General features: G+C 38.4%; 16 protein-coding genes and 1 other RNA gene. 9 read left to right on the top strand and 8 right to left on the bottom strand.

Features of this window, described 5'->3' with window-relative positions:
* The first annotated feature begins 3 nt into the window (after window positions 1-3).
* The 7 genes from ASF86_RS00210 to ASF86_RS00235 all read left to right on the top strand — a co-directional run bounded on the left by ASF86_RS00210 (window position 4) and on the right by ASF86_RS00235 (window position 9,118).
* Window positions 4-1,530 carry a DHA2 family efflux MFS transporter permease subunit gene (locus tag ASF86_RS00210; protein ID WP_005042591.1) on the top strand — a complete coding sequence of 509 codons (1,527 nt, stop codon included), beginning with the start codon at window positions 4-6 and terminating at the stop codon, window positions 1,528-1,530.
* Between the two features lie 305 nt (window positions 1,531-1,835).
* A complete protein-coding gene (locus ASF86_RS00215; protein WP_056478383.1) occupies window positions 1,836-3,821 on the top strand; it encodes a gamma-glutamyltransferase family protein in 1,986 nt (661 codons plus the stop codon).
* 160 nt (window positions 3,822-3,981) lie between these two features.
* Window positions 3,982-4,340, top strand: a transfer-messenger RNA (tmRNA) gene (gene ssrA, locus ASF86_RS18815).
* 219 nt (window positions 4,341-4,559) lie between these two features.
* Entirely contained in the window at window positions 4,560-6,011 is a 1,452-nt protein-coding gene (locus tag ASF86_RS00220) for a hypothetical protein (RefSeq protein WP_056478385.1), read from the top strand.
* A gap of 151 nt (window positions 6,012-6,162) precedes the next feature.
* Window positions 6,163-7,203 carry a nucleoid-associated protein gene (locus ASF86_RS00225; RefSeq protein WP_056478387.1) on the top strand — a complete coding sequence of 347 codons (1,041 nt, stop codon included), beginning with the start codon at window positions 6,163-6,165 and terminating at the stop codon, window positions 7,201-7,203.
* A 35-nt stretch (window positions 7,204-7,238) separates the two neighbouring features.
* Complete coding sequence (locus ASF86_RS00230) at window positions 7,239-8,471, top strand: hypothetical protein (protein WP_056478389.1); 1,233 nt, start codon at window positions 7,239-7,241, stop codon at window positions 8,469-8,471.
* A gap of 11 nt (window positions 8,472-8,482) precedes the next feature.
* Window positions 8,483-9,118: a hypothetical protein gene (locus ASF86_RS00235; protein ID WP_056478391.1), complete on the top strand. Its 636-nt coding sequence runs from the start codon at window positions 8,483-8,485 to the stop codon at window positions 9,116-9,118.
* Between the two features lie 176 nt (window positions 9,119-9,294).
* Here ASF86_RS00235 and ASF86_RS00240 read toward each other — a convergent pair whose 3' ends face one another.
* From ASF86_RS00240 to ASF86_RS00270, 7 genes are all read right to left on the bottom strand, one after another.
* Window positions 9,295-9,777, bottom strand: a complete 483-nt coding sequence (locus tag ASF86_RS00240) for a hypothetical protein (protein WP_056478392.1) — start codon at window positions 9,775-9,777, stop codon at window positions 9,295-9,297.
* The gene (locus ASF86_RS00245) at window positions 9,752-10,447 is read right to left on the bottom strand and encodes a hypothetical protein (RefSeq protein WP_056481689.1); all 696 of its coding nucleotides are present in this window, start codon (window positions 10,445-10,447) and stop codon (window positions 9,752-9,754) included. The genes ASF86_RS00240 and ASF86_RS00245 overlap by 26 nt, the downstream gene beginning before the upstream one ends.
* A gap of 3 nt (window positions 10,448-10,450) precedes the next feature.
* The gene (locus ASF86_RS00250; protein ID WP_056478394.1) at window positions 10,451-10,990 is read right to left on the bottom strand and encodes a PAAR domain-containing protein; all 540 of its coding nucleotides are present in this window, start codon (window positions 10,988-10,990) and stop codon (window positions 10,451-10,453) included.
* 193 nt (window positions 10,991-11,183) lie between these two features.
* Entirely contained in the window at window positions 11,184-11,468 is a 285-nt protein-coding gene (locus ASF86_RS00255) for a hypothetical protein (RefSeq protein WP_004641686.1), read from the bottom strand.
* Between the two features lie 645 nt (window positions 11,469-12,113).
* On the bottom strand, window positions 12,114-13,460 hold the full coding sequence (locus ASF86_RS00260; protein WP_056478396.1) for an OprD family outer membrane porin: 1,347 nt from the start codon (window positions 13,458-13,460) through the stop codon (window positions 12,114-12,116).
* Between the two features lie 78 nt (window positions 13,461-13,538).
* A complete protein-coding gene (locus ASF86_RS00265) occupies window positions 13,539-14,924 on the bottom strand; it encodes an MFS transporter (protein ID WP_056478397.1) in 1,386 nt (461 codons plus the stop codon).
* A 172-nt stretch (window positions 14,925-15,096) separates the two neighbouring features.
* Complete coding sequence (locus ASF86_RS00270; RefSeq protein ID WP_005042407.1) at window positions 15,097-16,041, bottom strand: dihydrodipicolinate synthase family protein; 945 nt, start codon at window positions 16,039-16,041, stop codon at window positions 15,097-15,099.
* 185 nt (window positions 16,042-16,226) lie between these two features.
* Here ASF86_RS00270 and ASF86_RS00275 point away from each other — a divergent pair, with 185 nt between their 5' ends.
* Window positions 16,227-17,117 carry a LysR family transcriptional regulator gene (locus ASF86_RS00275; RefSeq protein ID WP_056478399.1) on the top strand — a complete coding sequence of 297 codons (891 nt, stop codon included), beginning with the start codon at window positions 16,227-16,229 and terminating at the stop codon, window positions 17,115-17,117.
* Window positions 17,118-17,249: 132 nt separating this feature from the next.
* Here the strand turns inward: ASF86_RS00275 and ASF86_RS00280 are convergent, their stop codons facing one another.
* Complete coding sequence (locus ASF86_RS00280; RefSeq protein WP_056478401.1) at window positions 17,250-17,852, bottom strand: TetR/AcrR family transcriptional regulator; 603 nt, start codon at window positions 17,850-17,852, stop codon at window positions 17,250-17,252.
* 95 nt (window positions 17,853-17,947) lie between these two features.
* Here ASF86_RS00280 and ASF86_RS00285 point away from each other — a divergent pair, with 95 nt between their 5' ends.
* Entirely contained in the window at window positions 17,948-19,309 is a 1,362-nt protein-coding gene (locus ASF86_RS00285; RefSeq protein ID WP_081407505.1) for an efflux transporter outer membrane subunit, read from the top strand.
* The last annotated feature ends 41 nt before the right edge of the window (window positions 19,310-19,350 follow it).

Here is a 19,350-nt window from a genome sequence, read left to right on the forward strand (position 1 = left end):
CTTATGAAAACGCAAACACCTTTTGCCGAGCTGAGCGGTGGCCGTTTATTACTGGCAGCGTTTGTTATTGCCTTGTCGAACTTTATGGTCGTACTCGATACGACCATTGCCAACGTATCTGTACCACACATTACCGGTAACCTTGCTGTTTCAAGTACACAAGGGACATGGGTTGTTACCTCCTATGCAGTTGCAGAGGCGATTTGTGTACCCTTAACGGGTTGGCTTGCGGGCCGTTTTGGAACCGTCCGAGTCTTTATTTTTGGCCTGATTGGTTTCACCATTTTTTCATTCTTGTGCGGCCTAGCAAATTCCTTAGGAATGCTGGTGTTTTTCCGTATTGGACAAGGTCTATGCGGTGGCCCACTTATGCCACTCAGCCAAACCTTGCTCATGCGTATTTTCCCTAAAGAAAAGCATGCACAGGCGATGGGCCTATGGGCAATGACCACTGTTGTTGGACCAATTTTAGGGCCAATTTTAGGTGGTCTGATTAGTGACAACCTGTCTTGGCACTGGATTTTCTTTATTAACATTCCGGTCGGCATTATTTGTGTTTTAGCGGCAATCCGTTTGCTCAAACCAGCCGAAACAGAAACCATTTCTTTAAGAATCGATACGGTCGGTTTAGGTTTGTTAATTCTGTGGATTGGTGCACTACAGCTCATGCTCGATTTAGGGCACGAACGCGACTGGTTTAACAGCACCAGCATTGTGGTACTCGCTTTAACCGCCGTCATTGGCTTTGTGGTGTTCCTCATATGGGAGCTGACCGATAAGCACCCCGTGGTGGATGTGAAGGTATTCAGGCATAGGGGCTTTGCTATTTCAGTGTTAGCACTGTCGCTGGGCTTTGGAGCGTTCTTTGGCAGTATTGTACTGATTCCGCAGTGGCTGCAAATGAACCTTTCCTATACCGCCACATGGGCTGGCTATTTAACTGCAACTATGGGCTTTGGTAGTTTGACCATGTCACCGATTGTGGCGAAGCTTTCGACCAAACATGACCCACGAGCACTTGCGAGTTTTGGCCTGATTTTGCTGGGTGCCGTGACCTTAATGCGAGCATTCTGGACCACAGATGCCGACTTTATGGCGCTGGCTTGGCCGCAAATATTGCAAGGCTTTGCCGTACCGTTCTTCTTTATTCCACTGTCAAACATTGCACTCGGTTCGGTGTTGCAGCAAGAAATTGCATCTGCTGCGGGTCTAATGAACTTTTTAAGAACTATGGCAGGGGCAATTGGTGCTTCAATTGCAGTCACGGTGTGGGACGACCACGCCAAAGTTGCGCGTAGTGAAATGGTGTCAAACCTAAATACTGCCGAAGTTCAAAATAACCTTTTGCAAAATGGTTTTACGGCTGACTCGACCTTAGGAATCATTTCAAACCTCGTCGATAAAGAAGCCATTACCATGTCGGCAAACCATGTATTTTTGCTGTTTGCGATGGTGTTTGTCTTTGCGGGGCTGGTCATTTGGCTGTGTCCAAAACCCAAAGGAGATGTCAGCGGAATGCCTTCTCACTAAACACAAAAAAGCATCTCTTCGGAGGTGCTTTTTTTAGGTCCACTAAAAAATAAACTGCATCTGCAAATGGCAGATTTTGCCTGTATTTCACTAAATAAAGCATGCCAGAATCGGGCAAATCAGTTATAAAAGAGTGTGATATCAAGCAAGGAGGCATAAGACAGGGCATAGGATAAAACGCTCTGAAACATTCAATATTATAAAACCTTATTTTTATCAAAGATTAAAAAAACTTAATACCTGAAAACAAAGAAGCTTGCATGGCAATTGCATGGATAGGCAGGCGTATATATTGGAGTTATCACATGAATAAAAGATATTCATTTTTGTTCAGTAGTTTATTAGCAGTCGGTTTATTACAAGGATGTGGAGATGACTCCTCGTCAGATCAGCCCAAGGATGATTCAAATACAACCCCGCCCAATTTAATTGTTGATAATGACCCGACCAGTTGTAGCAAACTGGCACAAGACGGTTCAAACGTGGTGGTCGGTTCAAACCAAAATGGTGACCCAGCCGCGCCTGAAGGTGCATCGGGTTATAGACTTGGTAACACGGTTAAATACGCAGATAAATATATGGTGGTGGCAAACACGCCACTTGCGGTAAAAGCAGGTTGTGATGTTTTAAGAGCAGGCGGTAGTGCAGTCGATGCAGCCGTTGCCGTACAAGCGGTGCTCGGTTTGGTTGAACCTCAATCGAGCACGATTGCGGGTAGTGGTTTTATGATGTATTACGACGCCAAAACCAAAAAAGTCACGGCTTATGATGGCCGTGAAACCGCACCAGCCGCAGCTAACGAATATTATTTAATTCGCCAAGATATATATGACCCAAATTCACCAACACCTGTACCAAGCGCGCGTCGTAGTGGTCGCTCGATTGGTGTGCCGGGTGTGATGCGTTTGCTTGAACAAGCACAACAAGAACATGGCAAGCTTAAGTGGAACCAGCTTTTTGGTGAAGCGATTGGTTTAGCTGACAACGGTTTCCGTATTCCGGGGCGTTTGGCAGATGCGATTGCAAGTAATGCAAACAGCTTAGCGCTTGATGCAAATGCAATGGCAACCTATTTTCATTCAGATGGTTCACCACGTAAAGTCGGTGAGACCATGACCAATAAGGCTTATGTAAAAACCCTAGAAGCCCTTGCCGCGCAAGGCGCAAATGCACTGCACACTGGGCCGATTGCCCAAGCGATTGTAACCAAAGCTGCACAACCATTTGGGGATGACCCAGCACGAACTCCAATTACCCCAAGTCTAATGACCTTGCAGGATTTATCGAACTATGAGGTGAAAAAACGCGACCCGATTTGTACGACGTACCGTGACCGTTACTATGTTTGTACCATGCCGCCTCCATCTTCGGGAGGGATTGCGGTTGCGCAAACGCTAGGTATTTTAGAAAACTTTGATATGTCGCTTTATCCACCTAAAAACCCTGAAAATGAAGGGGGTGTGCCAGATGTAATGGGCGTGCATTTAGTGGCTGAAGCAGAGCGTTTGGCCTACGCCGACCGTGATAAATACGTGGCTGATACTGATTTTGTCGCTTTACCAGCTCAGGGTATTCCAAGCTTTATTGATAAAAATTACTTAAAACAACGTGCAGCATTGATTAACCCGAACCAAAGTATGGGCGTTGCGCCAGCGGGTAATTTCAATCAAGCTTCGGGTGTCGACACCACTGTTGAACACGGAACAACTCAGTTCACGATTGTAGATGCCTATGGCAATGTGGTTTCAATGACATCGACTGTTGAATCGAGTATGGGTTCATTCCACATGGTCGATGGTTTCTTGCTGTCAAACCAGTTAACTGACTTTAGCGCGAACCCACTTGATAGCACTGGGGCACTGGTTGCTAACCGTGTGGAAGGTGGCAAACGCCCACGAAGTACCATGGCGCCAACGTTAGTGTTTAAAGGCACCACGCCAGATGAGTTTTATATGGCAACAGGTTCACCAGGGGGCGGTACCATCATTCAATATGTGGTTAAAACTTTGGTGGGTGCACTAGACTGGAACTTAAACGCACAGCAGGCGACTTCGCTTGTTAACTTTGGTGCGACCAATAGCAAAAACACCAATGTAGATAGCTCGAATGTGCAGCTTTCTTTGCTTGATTTGATTGAAGGTTTAAAAGCAAAAGGGCATGGCGTTGCCAACACTGCGCAAACCAGTGGTATTTCAACGATTATGAAAGTAAATATTAATAATCAAAGTAAATACGCGGGTGGGGTAGACCCACGCCGTGAAGGTATTGTGTTAGGCAATGGTGCCTTATAGACCAAACTTTAAAAAAAGTTGTCATGTTTGGCAGCTTTTTTATGTGACCCTTGAAAAAAACAAAAGGCTCTCCATTATGTAAATATGTTCATCAGTAGCGGACTGTTGATAAAATGCACAGTATTTTATTTTAGTTATGCTATGATGCTCATACATTCATGGGGATGTTATTGGCTTCGACGCTGGTGATGAAACTCATAGATGCATGCCGAGAGCGCATTTTCTCTCGTAAATCAAATTTGCATATTTTAGTCGCAAACGACGAAACTTACGCTCTAGCTGCCTAAGGGCAGTTTGTCCGCTTCCTAGAATACTTGTGGTTTAGGAACCCGACCGTAGCGCACGCACACAAGTCCGTATAGAGTCAAGCCTCGGGGCTTTATACCAAACTTAGAGGATCGCAACTTGTACCCTGTTCGTCGGGTCACAAGGTGTTAAAACAATAGACGATATCTAAGCATGTAGTATTCTCGAGCGTAATGCTGGCGGACGCGGGTTCAACTCCCGCCATCTCCACCAAAATTCGTGAAAAGCCCTGAAACGTAAGTTTCGGGGTTTTTTCTTTTTAAGGGATTAATTGGTGAGTTAAATAAAAGAAAATTTATAACTTTATTTTTAATTATATGAGTAAAGAAAAATATTAATAAGATATTAGTTAAGAAGTAATATTGAAGATTTAAAAATAAAACTAATTATTGTAAAATCAGAAATATTGTTTAAGGAAAATAAGGGGGAAAAATGTTCGAAGAATTGAATATTTCAATAGAAAAAGTAGAAAGATATAAGAATATAGTGGAAGAGTATATTTCTATGTTGCGTGATAAGGAGGTTGGCGAGCTATATGTGGAAGCAGTAATAAAGTTAAAAAAAGAATTTGCTCTTTTAAGGGCAAATTTAAAAAATATTAATCGAGGTAATTTTAATGGATATTTAGGAGGATTTAATTCTTGGGGGAGTAATGAAAGAGATAGTATTTTAATTAGTAACCATGTAAGTGAAGAAGATTATAATCTAATAAAAAAATATAATTATAATCTTAATGAAAGATTGGGGTCGTTAGAATTTAACTATTTAGAACACAAATTCTTCGAAGATAATGTGCAATTTTATAAAATGATTATGGATTCTTGGGAGAAATTAAATAAATTAAGATTGGATTTTTTGAAATTCTATAGAGAAATCAAGGGTAAAAATAAATCAAGCTCTGAACGAATGGTTGCATTGGAAAACAATTTTTATAGTTATATAAATGAAAAAAAGAAAGAAATTGATATAAATTTTGTTTCCTATGAAAATAAAATAAAATCTGTTTTATCTAAATATAATATTGCTAATGATGATTTGGATGATTTAAATAAATCATATTTAAAAGTGAGCGAAGAAGTAAAAGGGATATATGGTCGGCTTACTGAAATAAATTCAAATATTTTTAATTTAAATAACGAGTTTAATAAGAGAGTAGGTGAGTTTGAAGCTGAACTACTATTAAGGGCATATAAAGTTGAGGAAAAAATACGTAGTGATATGGTTGGTGTAGTTGAGGATTTTACAAAAGAGTTAAGTGAAACAGATGTATTGATTAAAACTGAACTTAATTCAATTCAAAATACATCACAGAGCTTTAAAGATTTCATTAGTGATGAGACATCTATTAAATTAACGAATGATTATAAATCTAAAGCTTTATGGGAAATGAGAGCTTATTACTTTTTTAATTTTATGAGTCTGGCTATTATCAGTTTTGCTTTATATTTTTCATATTCTAGTTTGAGTGATTTTGCAGTAAAACATAATGGTAATTATACCTCATTAGATTTAACTTATTTAGGAATAAGGTTGCTTTTCTCTATTCTTATTTTTTCAACTATAACATTTACATCTAGATTAGCTTCAAAGAGTTATGTGTATTGGAAAAAGAATGAAGGTATTTTCCTTCGTTTAACTGCTCTTAAATCATTCATAGCTGATATGTCAGATACTAAAAAAGAAGAAATACATGAAAAATTAGTAGATGTTTACTTTGGTAAAGATGAGCAAGATCAAAATTTCAATCAGAAGATGAAAGATTTGCCTAATAATATCACCCAACTTTTGGGGAAAGTTGTTGAACAAACCTCTGTAGTTTTAGATATACCTAAACATAAAAAGGCTGAAATCCATACAAGTGAGGAAACTGCTAAAAAAGAGTAAAGAATTAAATTCTATAAGCCTAATAATAGATTAGGCTTTTGATTTTTAGGATCTGGTAGTGTAATTAGTCTTTACAGTTTAACTAAATTAGTTACAATGTTGCAACGAAGTTGTATAAATTATAATAATTTCAAAAATTTTTGAGGACAGTATGGAAATTCAAAATATTATTATTCATGAGGTTCGTCGTATCAAGGATGGTAGCCCATTACTTATAAATTATAAACAACAGGAAAATGATTTATTTTCTCTTGAAGATGAATTGAAAAATAATCTTTTAGAACTTTTTATTAACTCAAACTTAAACTATGGCGAATTTGCTTTAGAAGGTAACCCTGAGTTAGAACCAGCATTTGAGCAGACATTAAGAAATTATTTTGATGAAAATACCAATTGTTCTAATTTTGTTGAGATGACAATTGAGTTATCAAAAATTTATGCAGCAATCATTGCGGAAAATAAGCTTAATAGTGTTAAAGGTGGATTTTTAGTATTCTATATTTATAAAATAAAGAATAAAACTTGTCTAGCCGTAGCAATTGTTAATAAAACAAAAGGTGCTGACGTGACTAATGAGTTAGAATTTGTTGCCAGTCATTTGTTAAATTTATCCATGTTACATTTAGGGGCGAGTATAAATATTTCAGATTGGAAATCAGATTTATCTCATCGATATGTAAAGTTCAAAGCTGGACGCGCTGCTGAAATTCGCGATTATTTTGAGGCTTTCCTTGGTTGCCAATTAGATAAAAAAGCTGCACAAACAGAAACTAGAGAGTTAAGAAAAGCAATCCAGGAATTTTCAAAAAATACGTTAAATTTGGATCAAGACTCTATTGATAAAAATTTAAGAGAAGTACATAACTTTATTACTGAAAAACAAAAAGTTGATGAAACAATTTTATTAAGTAGTATCGCAAAGCATATTTTTCCAGATCATGATGAAGAGTTCCTTACTTATGCTAGTAATGAGCGTAAGATTTCTGAATATATTCAAATTGATAAGACAACATTGCGAACTTTCAAGAAGATTTCATTTAAAAATAATAAGTTTTCCTTAAGCTTTGAACGTGAATTATTGGGAAATCAATTTAGATATGAAAATGGTGTATTATCAATAAGTGATTTACCTGAAAAATTACGTCAAGAATTGGAGGAGGAGAAATTAAATCAAACAACGAAGGAAATTTAATAACTAAATTTCCTGTAGAGATAAAGACTAAATAAATGATTGACTATGCTAAAATTTTTAGTGAAATTTTTCTATCTTTAAATGATAGAGAGATTAGTCATGACCAAATTACAGGTTGGTTATCTTTAGATCAGGATAGTCTAAATAAAATTAAGCAGCTAGCTAATGAAGGGCTTGCTGATAGTAGTGTGGAATGCGTAATAGATGAGGAGAGCATAGGAGGAGTTGCTTTAGAAGATATTGAGGAAAAATATTTTAAAAGTAACATTCGATGTGAAATTACTTTACATACAAGTGATTTATCTAACAATTTTGATTATGCAATATGTAATAATTGGTCTGAATTACTAAAATCAGAATATGCTATTAGGAAGCCGATAAAAAGTCTATTCTTTATTATAAATCAGGAATATTTTAATGAAAATACGTCTAATGTAAGATTTAAAAATTATTTAAATTTACATAAAATTTATGAACTTATCAGTTTTTTATCAGAAAGTACTAATAGTTGGCCAAATACAATTTTTTACCAGCGTCCTATAAAATTTATATTTTTATTTAATGAAACGGATTTGGATTATAAAATTGATGTTACTACACTTGAAAATTTAAGAAAAAGAGACCTACATCAAGAAGCCATTATAAACTTAATGTGCAAAGAAGTCGTATTATTTGTTAAAGATATAGAAGAGAAACAAAGAGCAAGTTATTTAATTAGAAATTTTAATGCATTACTTTCAAATATACTTTTAAGTTATCAAAGCTATACTGAAAATTATAGTTTTGATAAAGTTCGAAAAGAATATCTAGAAAAAAGAACCGAATATATTAAGAAAATGAATGAATCTTTTGATTCTGTTGCAACTAAAATGCTAGCTATACCAGCAGCTATTTGGTTTGCTATCGCTCAAATAAAAGTTATAAGTTCTGAGAATCCTATGATGGATTTTTTAAAAAACTATATTGTTTTGATAACAGTTTTTATTCTTGTAATTATTTTAATTATGAATATTTGGGGGCAAAGAAATATATTAGTGGCTATGATGAGAGATTATGAGAGTATCTTTAGTAATTTATCTATAAAATTTGAAAATGAGTCTATGCAAATAACTGTTATTAAAGATGAACTAGATAGAAGTGCTTTTTTCGTTAAAATAAAAATGTATTTTTCAATATTAGCTGCTTTGATATTGTTTTTGGTTACACTAATTTTACTTTTACAAAGTAATTATGATTTTGATTTTATAGGCTTTTTAAATTTAAAGTAAAATGGGGAAATATGATTGACTCTATTCTAAAATTATTGCCATTTTTTTTGGCTATAGCTCCTCTTTTTGTCTGGTTAGATAAATCTAAACGTTTTACTCATAGACGCAAATTTTATTCAAAAAGAGTTGAAGAAATTAAAATTTATGTCAATAAATATTATCAAAAAGAATTATCTGAAATTGAAAAAGATTGTGCTGCACAGCTATTAGTTGGTTCAGATAAAGTAGGGCATTATGAAGTAGATTATATTATTGAGCATTATCCTCAGCGTTTTTTTACAGTAATTGAGGAAGTTATAACGGCTCGAAAGTTCATAAGGGTAGAGGTAATCGAAGGTACTCCTAATTTAGTTACAAACTTTACTAAAGAGCAATTAGTAAAAACTAATATTATTCTGGCGATTATGTATTTTTTAAGCTTAGGTATACTTTATATAAATGATGTATTTGTTTATATACTGACTTGGCTTCCATATGTTAATCCTATCCAAGTCGATGCAACTGTTTATTCTATAGGATTCTTATTTTTATTGGCTCTGTTTTTTATTTGCATAAGTATTATATGGTTTTTCTTTTGGAGTGCAGATTCTGCATTAAAAATTTATGAAAAACTTAATGTTAAGTATATTTCTAAAACTAGCTCCTAATGATGAGTTGTTTTCTTATAAGTAGGCCTCCGTGCCCTAATAGAACTTTAATTTTTTGCACTGATTTAAAGTAAGACCTCATTACAGCACTCTTACTTTATCTTTGAGCAGATTGCACCTCACCAAAATTCTTTAAAAAAAAGCCACTTATGATAAGTGGCTTTTTTATTGACTCATTATTTACGACAATCGTCAGGTCCCAGCTCATCTTTGGTATAAGTATCATTAATCTTCTTTAACCAAGATTGCTCCTTCTTACCAACCCAAGTAAAGATATCGCTATAGATGGCCTGATCCTTAGATGGAAGCTCATTTTTAGTCTGTCTAACAAATTTAGCCATCCAGCACAAATCATTTAATTTTTGAGTATTTAAACTTTCTTCAATAACAAAATCCTTTCCAGCTTCAGTTTCAAAAGTTCGTAAAATATCTGCTTTTTCTAAAGTTGAGTAGATCATTGCCTTTTTTACTTCACTCGTTTCAGAAGCTAAAGCTTTTTGGTAAACACGATGATCTGTAATGATCATATTCACTGCTCCACGTGTCGCATTTACTAATGCTTCACGGTCACTACTTACTTGTGTATTAGCACAACCACTAATAGCAAGTAATAATAAAGGTACAGTAAGTTTTTTAAAAAAGTTGTTGATCGCCAACACTGTGCGGGTCTCCGTTATATTCTCTATTTTGTTTCATAATCTGGATCACTTTAGGGTTGTAATCCTGATTGAATACCTTCTTAAACATATCTCTATTAATAAACAGAGGTCCGTTATTTCTTCGTAATTTAGTTAAATCAACACTTGCTGTAGCGACATTTAACTTTGCAAAAGCATCCTTTAGGTCTTCAATTTTTCCGTACACTTCTTTAGCTTGATCAAACTTGCTCAGATTTCGTAATTCAAGAAGTTCATCTACTGCAAATGCACTCAAAAAGCGTACTTTAAATGCTGTCTGTTGAAATTCTCCAACTATACGGGCGCCTTCTTTCATGGCATGTTTTAGAACATAATTATGGAAACGAATATACATTTGAGTATGAAAGCCCGGATCGGAAAGAAGCCGATCATCAAACTTATTCATATCCCATTCCATACCAAATCTAACTGCCATAAGTAATTCAATGGTATTTTTAACCTCTGCCCACTGGTTGATACTCATCATGAAGTTATAAGGTCGGGCCATATAATAATTACGAATCTTGATATGGTCGTTACAAAGAGGCTCGGTTATAACACATACTTTTTCTTCGTGAGGATAAGCATCCCATGCTGGGGATTGATCTGATAAATGTCGGTTGTAAGGATCTCTTAAATTTTTATCTGACATCATTTATTCCCATTTATCCATTGGCTGAGATAAATCGAAAGTTGTTAAATCGATTTCTTTTGCTTCTGTGCCTGTTTTGATTAGCTCTGTAAAACCACTTTTATCGGTAAACCCTTCGATTTCAGTGCCGTCAGGGCCTTTTAATTTAAAATATTGTTGCGCAAGTGGTTTGCCAGTTTCTTGATCTTTTAACTGAAATTTAATTCCGTGCTCGTCAGTCTGGGGAACAAAACTATCTTGTGCTTTACTCGCTGGCGAACTTTGAGTTGAACCGCCACCATTATCTTGAACAACTAAGTTTTGTTGAGGGAGTAATTTACAACCACAGGAAAGAGAGTCGTTAACACGGGCAGCAGCTTTCCCAAAGATCTGCATATACGGGTCGCCTGACACAATGGTTGCAACAACTTTATGAGTTGGGCAGGTGGCTTTGTCACCGACACAGGCAACGGGAATACCGTCGATTAGGAACATGCTGTTCCCTGAAATTACTTGACCGCCACCACTAGTAGGACAGCCTATTGTTATATATGGTGTTGCCAAATCTATTCCTTCTTATCTTTATGAAGTGCCAAAATCATACCAAAGAGGGGGTAGACAATACTGTATATTTTTATTGTTCAGTAGAGCTGACTTGTTTCCCAAGGCCTCCATGCCACAACAGAACTTTAATTTTTGCGCTGATTTAAAGTCATCCACCATTGCGACACAGAGATAAGGGAGCTAAGCCAAACGCTTAGCCCATGTCGTCTTTATCGCACCGCCGCATTACGCTAAAAAAAGTAGGGGCAAAGTCCTGTGGGAGAGCAGGACTTTGCAAACTGACATGTTCTAGACGTTGCATAAGCTTATGCGAATACACTTGTTCAAGCCGTTGGTAAATACAGTCGCAACTGGCTTGGGTGTGCCCACCAGACAGGCAAATTTCTTCAAAATCCTGCTGAGTGTGAATGTCGCAACCAGAAACACCGTAATCGCCTATTAAAAGGCTTAAAGCCAAAATAGGTTTATAAAGTTTCATATTATTCTCGTGATAATTTTCACTAAGTTATTAATAAAAATAAGCCGCATATATTTAAAGTATTAAAATCATTTAAAAAGGGAATAGTTAACCCGCCTGAAATACAGGAAAATAAAATGATTAAAATTTTAAAATAAAATTATTTATAAATTTAAAATATTTTAGGTGAGAGAAATCCTAAATTTTAAATAAATAAAATTACGAGAGAGGATAGGGGATTAATATAAAAAATGGCATGGTCAACTCCTAGAATTTATGGAGCTCTACCACCAAAGATCACCGTCAATTGATTATGGTGGTAGAACGGAAGAGGGTTGACAGACTGGGTATACAAACCAGCACGCGCAAGCGCGTCCCCCTCCCGTCCTACCGCAACGGTAAGGGGGAGGTGCAAGTTGCGCACAAGTCTCATACTCAGGGAGTATTTACCTGATACGCTGTATACTCGGTCTGTCAAAACCGACTGGCAATGTGTGCCAGCGAGACCATAATAATCATAAGTTTTTAACAGGTCAATTCAATTTAAATAAAATATTATAAAAAATTAAAATATAAATTTATATTTTAATTAAACTCAAAAGTTTATCGATTTAAAGTGGTAAATTAATAAAGATAATAAAGTTAAACTAAACGTTTAGCCTGTGCTTAAAATGTATAACGGTAATTAATAAATACACGGTGCTGGTCCCAATCTTTACGTGTCATTCCATTTATTTTTTCACCTAGGTTTGCATTTTCAAACTTTGACACATAATGCAAAAATGAATAACGCACATCTAAGTTTTTTACCCAAGGCAAGGCATAACTCACCGTAAAGTCAAAGTAACGCTCTTTACCTTCAATATCACTGCTAATGTTACTTTGGTGAGCGCCAAAGCCATAAATATACTTCGCTTCGGTTTTTAAACCTTTCACATAGTCTTTCCAGTTATATTTCAGCCGAAGGGAAACGGCGGTTTCATCGTTATTGGTAAAGTCAGGGCCAATGGTCGCAGAGGTCGGAAATGGGTTGGTGCCGTGGTCTTGCGTCAAAACCGAGTTACGGGCAGAGTGCACGGCAAAGTTATCTTCAATCCAAAACCCATCAAACTTTGAAACGGCAATGCCGCCTTCTAGGTTATTCTTGGCCACATTTACATCGACAAAATAACCATTCCCACGGTTGTTAATGTCTTGGCCTTTGACACAGTCCAGCTCGGTTTCTGCACCGCATTTAAACAGCTTGCCATCATCACGTGAGAAAAAAGCACCTGTGTTAAATGTCCACACCAAGCCATGAAAGGGCAATTTATATTGAGCAATCGCCCCGTACTTTTTTAAATAATCTTTGCTATTTAAATATTCCGCATTCAAGCTCCAGTTTTTGTACTGATATTTGGCACCAAGCAAACCGACATAATCAATGCGCTCGTCATTTTCAGTCACCAGTTTTTCAAAACTGTCCATGCTGCGTGGTTTCCAGCGGTCATAGTAAGCAATGTAAGTCTGTAGCTGATCATTCAGTTGAAACTGACCACTCGCACCCGAAAAAGTATCGGGCACTGCGCGGTTATTGGTGCTTTTAAGTAACAGCGAATCTTGCAACTGACGGCCTAATTTAATTTCGCTTTTGTCGCCCAATTTTGCTTTGATGTAGAGCTGACCTAAAGTCGCAAAGTTTTGATCGAGCTTGCCATTATTTTCGACCTCTAAAAGCTGAGCGCTCGGCTTGCCAGAGTCAAATAACTTGGTGACTGCATAGAGTGAACCATCTACCCCAAGCCAGTCCCACAAGTACGGTGACTGATAATTTAACTCAAGCCCTAACGCACTTTGTTCATATTCACTCGATGAAGGCGAAGGGTTGGCAAGTGTGGGGTGGGCAGTGCCTTCATCGTTCCAGTAACGGGTGTTGAGTTTTAATTCTAACTTGCCAAATTCTTGAGGAAGCTCTGCATAAGCGTTGCTAACACTGCCTAAACCAATACAGCCCCATAGCAAATATTTATTCATTTTAAATTCCTTTTTTAAGCATGAATAAGCCCTTTGCCTAACGCTGAGGTTAGGCAAGCTTTTTATGAAATGGATGAATTAAGGAGAGAGTTTTTCGAGCACTTGGCCTTTGGTTTCAATAGCAAATAAGAAGGTCACAAGGCCACCAATGAGCGCCACAACAGCCAACACACTAAACACATATTGAATGCCGTAGCCACCAACCACCAGACCAACCATAACAGGTCCAATCGCAGAGCCTGCCCGTAACCAAGCGGTACTAAAACCAATACCCATCGCACGTAGGCGAGTTGGGTAAAGTTCGGCAGCGTAAAGATATAAAGAGAATGAAATGGTCTGCAAAATGGCATAGCTGACCGTTGCCAAAATCACCACTTCCATCGCCGATTTTGCACCTAAAATCGATAGGCTCATGAGAGGAATAATCGCCAAGAAAAACGCTGCACTGTACCAAGGACGGCGGCCGACTTTATCAATCATTAACGCACAGATAATAGAGGCAATGACACCCACACCTGAGGTAATCCAGCCATAACCTAAACTGGTTTGAAGCGATAGACCAAAGTGTTGTTTGTAGAGAGATGGCAGCCAAGTCACCATGGCATTGTTAATCATATAGACGCAGAACCACATGCCCCACAGGGTAAAGGTACGTTTGCGGTAAATGCCTTGGAACAGCTCACGCCAGTCGGTTTTTGCCATGGCTTGAGGGTTAATGTCTTTAACCACAGGTTCAGGCAAAGTTTTACCACTTTTAATCGCACCGTCTTCAAAACTTTTGACAACTTTATCGGCTTCTTTAAAACGGCCTTTTGAAGCAAGCCAACGTGGTGATTCGGGCAAGAAAAACCGTAAAGGAATGACCAGTAAAGATGGAACTAAGCCCACAATAAACATGACTTTCCAGCCATAAATTGGCATCAGGAAAAATGCCGCCATGCCTGCAAACATAAGGCCCATCGGGAATAAAACTTCATAGAGCAAGAAAAACTTACCGCGCTTTTCTGCACCAATAAACTCGTTAATATAGGCACTCGCAACAGGCACTTCGCCACCTGTTCCTATGCCTTGTAAGAAACGGAAAATTAACAGAGACATTCCGCTCCACGCAAACAGACAAGAAATGTCCATTGCCACAAACAGTAAAATGGTAAAAGACAGTACTTTTAAACGACCGACTTTTTCGGCAAGTGAACCAAAAAAGATGGCACCGACCAGTTGCCCGACATAGCCTGCGGCAATGATCGCACCGACATAGGCAGGGGTGAGGTGCCATTCGGCAATGAGTTGGGGTAAAGCAAAGGCAATCGCAAGAACAGTATAAGCGTCAAAAAAGGTCGCTATACCAATGGTAATTCGCATAAATTGCAAACGTCCGGTGACGGGTAGCCGTTCGAGTCTTGCAATAATTTCCGCATTTTTTTGATGATGACTAATTGGTTCTACATCCGCTAGATTTGTCATCTTCTATCTCCTTATGACTACATTCCTCGTAGTTTTTTTGTTCTATTTCGCACTACCTGTTCACCACAGTTTGCATGCTTTTTATTATTATTTTTAAGTGACATGCCCGATGTTTGGCCTCAGGCAGCGTACAGGAAAAAAAGGCTAGCGTACATGCTAGCCCGAATAGAATTTAAGCAACGGCTTGGGTTAAATCGACCTTGCCAATTCCGGCTTGACGCATCGCATCATGAATTTCTTGCTCAGCACCATCTGCGAGTGGAAGCAATGGCGAACGCACAGTGGCATGGTCCAAAATTCCGCGAGCAACCAATGCATGTTTAAGCGCTACAGTGCCTTCCATGTGTGAACCGCGGTGATAGACATTGCGAGTCACTGGTAAAAGTTGGTCGTGAAGTGCACGAGCTTTGGCGTAATCTTTGGCTTTACCAGCCTTAATCATTTCAATTAATAGTTCAGGGGCAATGTTGCCATAGCCAACCAAAGCGCCGTCTACATCAAACATGGTGTGAAGTAAATATTCATCGTGACAAGTCAAAATCTGTAAGTCTGGACGTTCACGGCGAATAATCGGAATTTCGACATCCCAACGGCGCATGTTACGCACACCATTTTTCATGGCAAACACGCCTGGTTGTGCAGAAATATCGAGTAGGGTGTCTAGGTCGTAAGTGGCCTTAGTCGCATCTGGATATTGGAATAAAATAGATGGCAAACCGCTTTCTTCATAAATCGCTTTATAGCGGTCTTGTGGTGCACCTTTTTGATAGCCAAAACGCAACCAGCCATGTGAAGGGTAAATTAAACCTGCCGAAGCACCAGCACTTACGGCACGTTTTGCTTCTTCTGCTGCAACCGAAGTACCTTCGAGTGTAATCCCTGCGATTACCGGAATTTTGTCATCTACCGATTTAACAAAGCTTTCGATGACCTGCATTTGTTCTTTTTGCGACAAGAATGTTCCTTCACCTGCATGCCCAAGAACAACCAAGCCTTTCACACCATCAATACTGCCTAACCATGAACCTAAACGTTGAATCGCATCATGGTCTACTTGTCCGTCACGGGTAAAAGGAGTCACAGGTGCTGGGGTTAATCCACGTAAATCTAAACTCATAATCGTACTTCCTATACAGTGTAATTAAATATTCTCTGGTTCTTAATCTGATTTAAATCGTGTTGTAGAGAACATGATTGGAGTATAGAAATAGGTGAGCTATGTAGGAATTACCAATTCTTGAATTTCAGTTATACTGAAAATGTATAGCTCAAAAGTGCTAGTTTATGATTTAGGAAGAATCGATGAATTATGATTTATGGAAAATATTTTTAGACGCGGTGGAACTCGGTAGCTTAAGCAAAGTCGCCATGCTGCATAACACCAACCAGCCGCAAATCAGTCGACAAATGAACGAGCTTGAAGCCCAATGTGGTGGTCGTTTGTTTAACCGAACTGGGCGCGGTGTTGAGCTTACCGATTTAGGCCAGCATTTACTTCCTAAAATTCGTTCATGGCTGAACGTGACCGACCAACTCAATAATGAAATTTTGCACTCGACCGATACACCGATCGGGACGGTTCGTATTGCCAGTTTGCCGTCTACTGCACATCCGTTGTTATCGACCCTGTATAAAGTGCTTCAACAAAAATATCCCTTAATTAAACTGTCGGTGCGTGAAGGGCAAGGGGTACATTTAGAAAAATGGCTTGAAGATGGCAGTGTCGATTTAGCGATACTCTATCGATTTAATCCGACGCCTAAACATGGCGATGTCTATCTTACCGAAGCAGATACCTACTTGGTCGGATGTGAAGGAGATGTGCTCACTCAGGCAAATGAAGTCGAATTTAAAGCAATAAATCAGTTACCGCTGGTCACGTTTTGCAGGCCAAGTAACTGGCGAAACTTTTTAGACCACATGGCTTATGAAAATGGGGTAGAGCTGAATATTGTGTTTGAAGCCGACTCGATTAGTTTACAAACCCATTTGGTTTCCGAATCTGGCATTTACACCATGCTTGGGCCGCAAGCTTTAAAAAAGGCCAGCCAATACACCTCAATTCAAGCGGCAAAAATTATGAGTCCCGAGCTGAAGCGCTATATTTCGTTGTCTATTTCTAAACATGGCTATTTAACACCTGCTTGTAAGGCAGTGATGGAAGAAATTAAAAATCTGGCTCATTTGCTTTAAGCGGGTAATAATTTAGGTTGGCAAAATTAAAGTATATTGATAAATCTACAATTTTTTAAGTCATTGAAAAAGTGTTATAGCGAACTTCTTGGAGTGTAAGAAGTTCTACTAAATCATTGTTAAAGTAATGTGTTATTTATAAATTTTGAAGAAAGTTTCTATTGCCCGTTCACTTGCTGCCTTAATCCATTCTTCTGTTAACGGAATGTCTAAACCAAAATATAAAATATCAACAAATTCAGCTTCTACTAAAGCTCTAAAGTGACATTCTGCTATTTCTGCATCTGCTTGTTTTAAATAGCCATCATCCATCGCTTTTTGCAAAATAGAGGCCATAAAAGCCTTGGCTCCTTGAGGTCCCCGTTCATAGAATTTTTTTCCTAAGTTATTCTGTCTACCGTCTGCGATCAGTAACCTTCTAATGGCTAAGCCATTTGTAGAATAGGCTGAACGAATCATGTTAGAAGCCAAAATAGTGAGATGATTTTTTAAATTATCGGGATTTTGCTCAAGTTTTAGCATTTCATCATTAAAATTGGCTTCTGCTTCACGTAGAAGTGTTTCAATAAATAATTCTGCTTTTGACGCAAAGTGACTATATAGCGTTGCTTTAGAAACCTGAGCTACATCTCGTATGGCATCCATGGTGGAGCTTTCATACCCATTTAATTGGAAAACTTGACTAGCGGCATCAAGGATGATGTTACGGGTTGCTTCACTCTTTACTTTTGCCATTAAGTTTTTTCCTATAAAGCCAAGGGGGCTATTGTAAGTTTGACAATCAAATTTCGTCAAACTAAACTAAACCGTCTAGTTTAGTTACATTTCGCATGAACCGCCAAATTTATTCATTGCTGTTGTATTCATCCATTCCTTTCATATTTGCTGGCTGTATGCACTATTCGTCTTATCAGCCTCCCAAATTTCAGACTACAAGTGTCTGGTCACAAAACACCCCTAACTCAAATCATAAAGTTGATGACCTGACACAGTGGTGGTCGCAGTTTAATGATCCGGTTTTAGGGCAATTGATTGAAACAGCACAAGACAATAGTCCTAATTTGCTTAAAGCATGGGCCAAAATTGAACAGGCAAGGGCAACATTAACCACATCAAAGGCCAGTTTATTTCCTTCTTTGACTGGCAGTGCCTCCGCCAAAAGAGCGAAAGATGGCCAAGTCTCTAATCAGGGAACGGGCAGTTTAGATGCTTCATGGGAAATTGATTTATTTGGCAAGATTCGAAAACAGAATGAAGCCGCTCAGTCTCGTATCGAAGCCCGACAAGATGATTGGCATGATGCCCGCATTTCGCTTGCAGCAGAAGTGGCAGATGACTACGTGCAATATCGGTCCTGTGAATTATTGGTTGCGGTTTATCAGAATGAACTGCAATCGATGCAAAAAACTGAACAAGCAAATTCTCAAATGGTCAAAGCAGGGTTTACTGCACCCATGGATGGCGCTTTATCGCGTGCCAATCTTGCGAGTACCCAGATGAATCTTCTTAACCAACAGAAGCAATGTGATTTATTGGTAAAAACTCTGGTACAGGTCACGGGCATGCAAGAAACCGCATTACGCCCGTTACTCAATAGTGGAAAGTCGAAAAGCTTACCAAAGCCCGCTTTATTTAATGTTTCAGATGTTCCCGCACAGATGTTGCAACATCGCCCTGATATTGCCGCATTAGAACGTGAGGTTTATGCCACTTATGCAGAGATTGGCTCTGCTCAAGCTGATCGTTATCCGAGCCTTTCATTAACAGGTGTAATCAGCACAGTTTTAACGGGCGGAACATCGGCAGCTTCATGGTCATTTGGACCAGCTCTATCTTTACCCATTTTTGATGCAGGTCAGAAAAAAGCTGCGGTAGAAAGTGCCAAAGCCACCTATGTGTCTGCAATTGCAGTTTATCAATCTGGGGTGAGATCGGCGGTGAGTGAAGTTGAGCAAGCCTTAGTACAGCTAAATTCGATTGCTGCCCAAGAGCAGGCATCAGAAAACTCTGTTCGAGAGTATGAAAATTACTTTAATGCGCTGCAATTAAGTTGGAAAGCGGGCAATACCAATTTACTGGATTTGGAGTCGGCAAGACGTTCTGCGCTTTCAGCACAAATGAGTCAAATTGAATTGCAAACCAGCCGCGTACAGCAATGGATTGCTTTGTACAAGGCAATGGGTGGCGGCTAGCAAAAAAATGCCGTCGTCACTCAACCCGAGACAAGTTTGAA

Source organism: Acinetobacter sp. Leaf130, from assembly GCF_001423205.1.
Classification (GTDB): Bacteria; Pseudomonadota; Gammaproteobacteria; order Pseudomonadales; family Moraxellaceae; genus Acinetobacter; species Acinetobacter calcoaceticus.

What these genes read in the sequence shown, in the direction of transcription:
- ASF86_RS00255 (WP_004641686.1), bottom strand. Translation starts at nt 11,468, where the DNA reads ATGAAACTTTATAAACCTATTTTGGCTTTAAGCCTTTTAATAGGCGAT.
- ASF86_RS00270 (WP_005042407.1), bottom strand. Translation starts at nt 16,041, where the DNA reads ATGAGTTTAGATTTACGTGGATTAACCCCAGCACCTGTGACTCCTTTT.
- ASF86_RS00280 (WP_056478401.1), bottom strand. Translation starts at nt 17,852, where the DNA reads ATGGCAAAAGTAAAGAGTGAAGCAACCCGTAACATCATCCTTGATGCC.
- ASF86_RS00265 (WP_056478397.1), bottom strand. Translation starts at nt 14,924, where the DNA reads ATGACAAATCTAGCGGATGTAGAACCAATTAGTCATCATCAAAAAAAT.
- ASF86_RS00245 (WP_056481689.1), bottom strand. Translation starts at nt 10,447, where the DNA reads ATGTCAGATAAAAATTTAAGAGATCCTTACAACCGACATTTATCAGAT.
- ASF86_RS00225 (WP_056478387.1), top strand. Translation starts at nt 6,163, where the DNA reads ATGGAAATTCAAAATATTATTATTCATGAGGTTCGTCGTATCAAGGAT.
- ASF86_RS00215 (WP_056478383.1), top strand. Translation starts at nt 1,836, where the DNA reads ATGAATAAAAGATATTCATTTTTGTTCAGTAGTTTATTAGCAGTCGGT.
- ASF86_RS00235 (WP_056478391.1), top strand. Translation starts at nt 8,483, where the DNA reads ATGATTGACTCTATTCTAAAATTATTGCCATTTTTTTTGGCTATAGCT.
- ASF86_RS00230 (WP_056478389.1), top strand. Translation starts at nt 7,239, where the DNA reads ATGATTGACTATGCTAAAATTTTTAGTGAAATTTTTCTATCTTTAAAT.
- ASF86_RS00285 (WP_081407505.1), top strand. Translation starts at nt 17,948, where the DNA reads ATGAACCGCCAAATTTATTCATTGCTGTTGTATTCATCCATTCCTTTC.
- ASF86_RS00220 (WP_056478385.1), top strand. Translation starts at nt 4,560, where the DNA reads ATGTTCGAAGAATTGAATATTTCAATAGAAAAAGTAGAAAGATATAAG.
- ASF86_RS00210 (WP_005042591.1), top strand. Translation starts at nt 4, where the DNA reads ATGAAAACGCAAACACCTTTTGCCGAGCTGAGCGGTGGCCGTTTATTA.
- ASF86_RS00275 (WP_056478399.1), top strand. Translation starts at nt 16,227, where the DNA reads ATGAATTATGATTTATGGAAAATATTTTTAGACGCGGTGGAACTCGGT.
- ASF86_RS00260 (WP_056478396.1), bottom strand. Translation starts at nt 13,460, where the DNA reads ATGAATAAATATTTGCTATGGGGCTGTATTGGTTTAGGCAGTGTTAGC.